Genomic DNA, 5,831 nt, shown 5'->3' with positions numbered 1-5,831 from the left:
GGGTGCGGGCGCGCTCGAAGCGGGCCTGCACGTCCGCCCAGTTGACGATGTTCCAGAAGGCCTTGACGTAGTCGGCCTTGACGTTCTGGTACTGCAGGTAGAAGGCGTGCTCCCACATGTCGAGCATGAGCAGCGGAACCAGGCCGATGGAGATGTTGCCCTGCTGATCGTAGAGCTGCACGATCTGCAGGCGCTGACCGATGGAATCCCAGGCCAGGATGGACCAGCCGGAGCCCTGGATGGAGTTCGCGTTGGCCGAGAAGTGATCGCGGAACTTGTCGAACGAACCGAAAGCGTCGTCGATGGCGGCGGCGAGCTCACCCTCCGGCTTGTCGCCACCCTCGGGCGAGAGGTTCTGCCAGAACACCGAGTGGTTGGTGTGGCCACCGAGGTGGAACGCGAGGTCCTTCTCGAGCTTGGTGGCCTGCGCGGCCATCGTGCCGTTGTCGCGGGCCTCGGCCAGCTTCTCCAGGGCCGTGTTGGCGCCGGCGACGTAGGTCGCGTGGTGCTTGCTGTGGTGCAGCTCCATGATCTTGGCGGAGATGTGCGGTTCGAGGGCCGCGTAGTCGTAGGGCAGTTCCGGAAGCGTGTACTCAGCCACGAAGGGTCCCTTCATCTGCGGGCCTGTTGGGCCCGTTCATGTTTTCGATACTTCTGGGTTTCCACCCAAACTCATAAGTACACCCTGCGCAACACTGGCCTGCACGCGGTTCCGGCATATCCGGCGCGCCGCCGTCGAGGGCTGTTGGGCGGATCGGCACGGGACAAAGGTCTCTACCTGCGCAGATGGGGGCCGGATTCGGCACGACAGTAAACCGGACATTAACATTGCCGGATGTTTCGGCCACTCCCGAGCGACACGGCACGCGGCGGCGAAGCGCCTCGGGTCGAGTTCCCGGGCGTGAATCTGCTGAAGACACTCGCCGTACTCGCCGTCGTGTACTCGCACATCTCGTTCTATCTGATCGACGACCTCGGCACCGGCTGGTGGGGGATCGACCTCGTCTACGACGTGCTCGTCGACGGCGCGAAACTCAACCAGCACCTGTCGTTCCTCGGCGTCGCCGCCTTCATGATGCTGACCGGGATGCTCATCACCCGATCCGCGATCCGGCAGGACGCCCGCCCGTTCCTCATCGCCCGCGGCGCCCGGCTGCTGCCCGGATTCTGGGTCGCGATCCTCGCTGCGATCGTGCTCGTGCGTCTCGGCATCAACGGCATGTTCAGCGGGCAGACCGGCATCACCAACGGCGAGGCGGTGCTCAGCTTCTTCCTGGGCGGGTTCTTCCTGAAACCCGAGGTCGCGGTGCTCGGCGTGACCTGGACCCTCGCGGTGCAGGTGACGTTCTACCTCTACTGCGTGCTCGCGCGACCCCTGCTCCGAGCCGCGCCGATCGCGATGCCGACCCTCGGCGCCGCGGTGTGCATGCTGGTGATCTTCTACAACCTGTACGTCCCGCAGCCGTACGCGGTGCCGTTCCTGTCGAAGATCGCCGCGACCCTCCCGTGCGTCTTCCTCGGGCAGATCATCTACCTGGGGTGGGCGCGGCTGACGGGCGCCCGCGGACTCATCCTCGCGATGCTCGCGCAGGTGATGGTCGTCTGGATCGCCACCGACTACCAGGTGTACTGGGCCGGTTCCCGCTACCTGTGGACGATCGTCGTGGTCACCGCGACCGTCGTGTTGCTCGCCCGCTACGACGGCCGGATCGCCCGCTCCCGGATCGTGTACTGGACCGCGACCCGCAGCTTCGCGATCTACCTCCTGCACACGCTGGTGCTGTACCGCGTGTACGAGAACACCGTCGGGCACCTCGGCCGTACCGGGGCCGTCCTCGCGTTCGTTGTGGTGTGCGCGCTCGTCTCCGAGGCGCTCTACCGCTGCGTGGAGGTGCCGGCCGGACGCTGGATCACCGATCGGTGGATCCGCCGCGTCCCGGCGGCCGACGGCGTGAGCGCGACCCCCGCCCACAGCGAATCCCACGCGTAGCATCGGAACCATGTCCTGGTTCGACGAGATCCTCTCCCAAAAGGCCGCCAAATCCGTGATGGTCACCCGCGAGCAGGCACTGCCCGGACGACCCGACCCCATGCCCGTGCCCGACGCCCACTACGTCAACGGCCACCGCCTCACCCCGCCGTTCCCGGACGGTATGCAGACCGCCGTCGTCGGCATGGGGTGTTTCTGGGGAGCCGAGAAGGAATTCTGGGAACTCGACGGCGTGTACTCGACCGCCGCCGGCTATGCGGGCGGCTACACCCCCAACCCCACCTACGAGGAGGTCTGCTCGGGCCGCACCGGGCACACCGAGGTGGTTCTCGTCGTGTTCGACCCGGAAGTGATCGGATACGCGCAGATCCTGCAACAGTTCTGGGAGAACCACGACCCGACGCAGGGCATGCGGCAGGGCAACGACCACGGCACCCAGTACCGGTCCGCGATCTACACGTTCGACGAATCGCAGATCGAGATCGCCGAGGCCACCGCGGAATCGTTCGGCAAGCGTCTGGCCGCTGCCGGATACGGCGCGATCACCACCGAGATCGCCCCGTTGACCCAGTTCTACTACGCCGAGGACTACCACCAGCAGTACCTGGCGAAGAACCCGAACGGCTACTGCCCGGTCCACGCGACCGGCGTCAGCTGCCCCGTCGGTCTCGGACTCTGACGATCCCCTCGGGACCTCGGGAGTCGGCCCTCGCACAGTCGCCTCGCGTGTGATATAAGGCCCATCCCCTTGCTCTTACCGGTCCGGCGGATCAATCTGGAATGAGCGAACTAGGGGGAAGGACCGGACTCGACATGGTGAACAGCACGGCGGCCTATCTACGAACGGCACGCCGATCCTCTCGACGCCGTAATCCTCTCGTGCGCCGCACCGATCGCATCGAGGCGCGGTTGACGGCCCTGCTCGCATTCCTCGTGGTCGCGATGATCCCGTTGGCGATATGGGCCGGGGCCGCAACCTGGGACACACAACTCGCGGTGTCAGCGCAGCAGACCGCGGAACGCACCCTGGTGACAGCAACGACCGCGGGTACTCCGACGACCGTCGCCGCCACCTACGGAGACTACGGAGTGTCCGACTCCGCGACGGTCCAGGCGTCGTGGCCGTGGGGCCGGGAGACACGGAACGGCACCATCCAGGTCGACTCCACCACCGCACCCGGCAGCCAGGTGCCGGTCTGGGTCGACGCCGACGGCAACCAGTCGCTGCCGCCGATGAGTGCCACGAGTGCCAAGGTATCCGCGGTGCTGGTGGGCGTGTCCGCGTGGGTCGGGACGGCGCTCGTCGCCGGTGGACTGTTCGCCGTCGCCCGCTGGCGCCTCGATCTCGCACGGACCCGCCAGTGGAGCCGGGACATCGAAATCTTCCTCGGCTCCACCAGCAGCCACTGACCTACCGGTGCCTCCCGTGAGCGGAGCTCCGGTGTTACCCGTGAGCGAAGCTCCGGTGCCTCCCGTGAGCGAAGCTCAGCGCACCGCCGGGAGCACTTCCTGCGCGACCAGCTCGAGGTGGTCGAGATCCGCGAGGTCGAGAACCTGCAGGTAGATCCGCTGCGTACCGATCTCGGCGTAGCGTCCGATCTTCTCGACGACCTCGGCCGGGGTGCCGGCCAGCCCGTTCTCACGCAGCTCGTCGACCTCACGCCCGATGCGCGCGGCGCGGCGCGCGATCTCGTTCTCGTCGCGACCGCAGCACAGCACCAGCGCGTTCGACCACACCATCTCCGCGGGGTCGCGGTTCACGGCTCGGCACGCGTTCCGCACCCGCTCGAACAGCCGCGCGGACTCCTCCGCCGACTCGAACGGGACGTTGAACTCGTCGGCGAAGCGGGCCGCGAGTGCAGGGGTGCGGCGCTTGCCCTTGCCGCCGATGATGATCGGCGGACCCGGACGCTGCGCGGGTTTCGCCAGAGCAGGCGATTCGAGGATCCGGTGGTGGGCGCCCTCGTACGAGAACGTCTTGCCGACCGGGGTCTCCCACAGGCCGGTGATCACGGAGAGGGATTCCTCGAGCTTGTCGAAACGCTCCTGCAGGGGCGGGAACGGGATGCCGTACGCGAGGTGCTCCTCCTCGTACCACCCGGCGCCGAGCCCGAAGTCGACGCGCCCGCCGCTCATGGCGTCGACCTGCGCGACGGTGATCGCGAGGGGTCCCGGATGCCGGAACGTCGCGGACGTGACGAGGGTGCCGAGCCGGATCGTCGAGGTTTCCCTGGCCAGCCCGGCCAGCGTGATCCACGCGTCGGTGGGGCCGGGCAGGCCCTTGCTGTTCATTGCGAGATAGTGGTCGGATCGGAAGAACGCGGCGTAGCCGAGCCGTTCGGCCGTCTGCGCGACGGCGAGGAGATCGGCGTAGGTGGCGCCCTGCTGGGGTTCGGTGAAGATCCGTAGTTCCATGGCCACGATCCTTTCAGTTCCGCGTGTACGTACGCGCGGCAGTTTCGAGTGCGCGCACCGCGCGGCGGGCGCGCGCTCGCGGGTGATGGGAGGTGCCGGTGCGGCGCACGATGATTCGGACATGTCGAGGGACGGAGTGCGAAATGTGCTCGGCCCGAGCGAGGTAGGAGCTGTGAGTTACTCCGAAAACTGGGGATGAACCTGTGGAAACTGTGGATAACTCCGTCGCCGTGGGGATTTCGTCATCGGTTCTGGTCGGGAATGTGGCCGGCCTGTAACAACTGTGTGACGCAACGGTGATGTCGCGCCGATCCGACGGCTGCGTCCCCGGAAGACGCGTGCCACTATTGACGATGTGAGCTTCTCCGATGTTCCCACCGTGTCGGTCGACGACGTCCCGGAGATCGGGGACGGCGTGGTGCTGTTGGATGTGCGCGAAGCCGACGAATGGGATCTCGGTCATGCCCCGGGCGCGCTCCACATCCCGGTCGCCGATGTACCCGCCAGGATCGAGGACATCGACATCGACGCCGAGGTCTACGTCGTGTGCCGTCAGGGCGGCCGATCCGTGGGCGTCGTCGCGTACCTCAACAACATCGGGTTCGATGCGTTCCAGGTGAACGGCGGCATGGTGGCCTGGCAGCGCACCGGACGACCCCTGACCGCCGACGGCGACACTCCGGCGAAGATCTATTGATGCCCGCCTTCCAGATCTGCGTCCGTTGCGAACACCGCTGGCCGGTGGTGGGGCAGCCGCGCCAATGGTGCCCCGGCTGCCGCGGGCTGCTGCTCTCGCCCGTGGACCCGCAGCGTCCGGTGCCGCCGGCGCGCCGCAACTTCCGTTGGGTCGCCATCCCCTCCGCAGCCGGCACGCCGCCCGAGGCGCAGCCTCGCACGGGTGGGGCCGCGGCGCTCGGTCCCACGCCCCGCTACGACGACGTGCCGCGATGGAGTCTGCGTGACCGTCGCGCGGTCACCACCGTCGACGAACCGACCCGCGCCGAGAAGCTCGCCGAGATCGCCCCGACGCTCCTCGTCGCGACCGCGGTGCTGTTCGCGCTCGCGGCCCTCGCCGAAGCCGTCCGCTACGGGCTGCTGCTGTTCAACCGCACCCGCTTGGTCGATCCCGTCGCGCTGGCGCTGTCCGACGCCGCCGTCGGCTCCACCCAGGTGGTCGCGCCGCTGGTCGCGCTCGCGGCCGTCGTCGCAGCCGGGCTGCGGCTGGTCCGGGTGCGCGAGCGCGTGTACGCGGCACGCGGGTCGTCGGATCCGCGACCGCCCGCGCTGATCGTGCTGGGCTGCGTGATCCCGCTGGTCAACCTCGCGCTGCCGGGGGTGTACCTCACCGAGATCGCCGACGACGCCGGCCCGCGGCTGCGTCGCGCCGTCCGCACCTGGTGGATCCTGTGGGTCCTCGGCGGGGTGC

7 protein-coding genes are annotated in these 5,831 nt (G+C 68.0%); 5 read left to right on the top strand and 2 right to left on the bottom strand.

Annotation, left to right across the window (positions count from 1 at the left end; genetic code table 11):
• Positions 1–601 (bottom strand): superoxide dismutase (locus tag I0Q12_RS16700; protein WP_197252965.1); only part of this gene is annotated, 601 nt, incomplete at its 3' end.
• 300 nt (positions 602–901) lie between these two features.
• On the opposite strand from I0Q12_RS16700, the gene I0Q12_RS16695 reads away from it, so the two are divergent.
• The 3 genes from I0Q12_RS16695 to I0Q12_RS16685 all read left to right on the top strand — a co-directional run bounded on the left by I0Q12_RS16695 (position 902) and on the right by I0Q12_RS16685 (position 3,400).
• The gene (locus I0Q12_RS16695) at positions 902–1,990 is read left to right on the top strand and encodes an acyltransferase family protein (RefSeq protein WP_374068713.1); all 1,089 of its coding nucleotides are present in this window, start codon (positions 902–904) and stop codon (positions 1,988–1,990) included.
• 10 nt (positions 1,991–2,000) lie between these two features.
• Complete coding sequence (msrA, locus tag I0Q12_RS16690; protein ID WP_197252963.1) at positions 2,001–2,669, top strand: peptide-methionine (S)-S-oxide reductase MsrA; 669 nt, start codon at positions 2,001–2,003, stop codon at positions 2,667–2,669.
• A 200-nt stretch (positions 2,670–2,869) separates the two neighbouring features.
• Complete coding sequence (locus I0Q12_RS16685) at positions 2,870–3,400, top strand: hypothetical protein (RefSeq protein ID WP_248675602.1); 531 nt, start codon at positions 2,870–2,872, stop codon at positions 3,398–3,400.
• Positions 3,401–3,475: 75 nt separating this feature from the next.
• On the opposite strand, the gene I0Q12_RS16680 is transcribed toward I0Q12_RS16685, so the two are convergent.
• A complete protein-coding gene (locus I0Q12_RS16680) occupies positions 3,476–4,405 on the bottom strand; it encodes an LLM class F420-dependent oxidoreductase (protein ID WP_197252961.1) in 930 nt (309 codons plus the stop codon).
• Positions 4,406–4,760: 355 nt separating this feature from the next.
• On the opposite strand from I0Q12_RS16680, the gene I0Q12_RS16675 reads away from it, so the two are divergent.
• Positions 4,761–5,102 (top strand): rhodanese-like domain-containing protein, encoded by a 342-nt coding sequence (locus I0Q12_RS16675; protein ID WP_197252960.1) that lies wholly within the window; start codon positions 4,761–4,763, stop codon positions 5,100–5,102.
• Positions 5,102–5,831 (top strand): DUF4328 domain-containing protein (locus I0Q12_RS16670; RefSeq protein WP_197252959.1); only part of this gene is annotated, 730 nt, incomplete at its 3' end. The genes I0Q12_RS16675 and I0Q12_RS16670, both read left to right, overlap by 1 nt.

Origin of the sequence: Rhodococcus sp. CX (assembly GCF_015865005.1) — a bacterium.
Classification (GTDB): Bacteria; Actinomycetota; Actinomycetes; order Mycobacteriales; family Mycobacteriaceae; genus Rhodococcus.
The sequence above is the reverse complement of the archived record's forward strand: the minus strand, read 5'-3'. Positions and strand labels throughout refer to the sequence as shown.

Bases quoted from the DNA above. Each gene is read 5' to 3' on its own strand.
- I0Q12_RS16680 (WP_197252961.1), bottom strand. From the start codon at position 4,405: ATGGAACTACGGATCTTCACCGAACCCCAGCAGGGCGCCACCTACGCC.
- msrA (WP_197252963.1), top strand. From the start codon at position 2,001: ATGTCCTGGTTCGACGAGATCCTCTCCCAAAAGGCCGCCAAATCCGTG.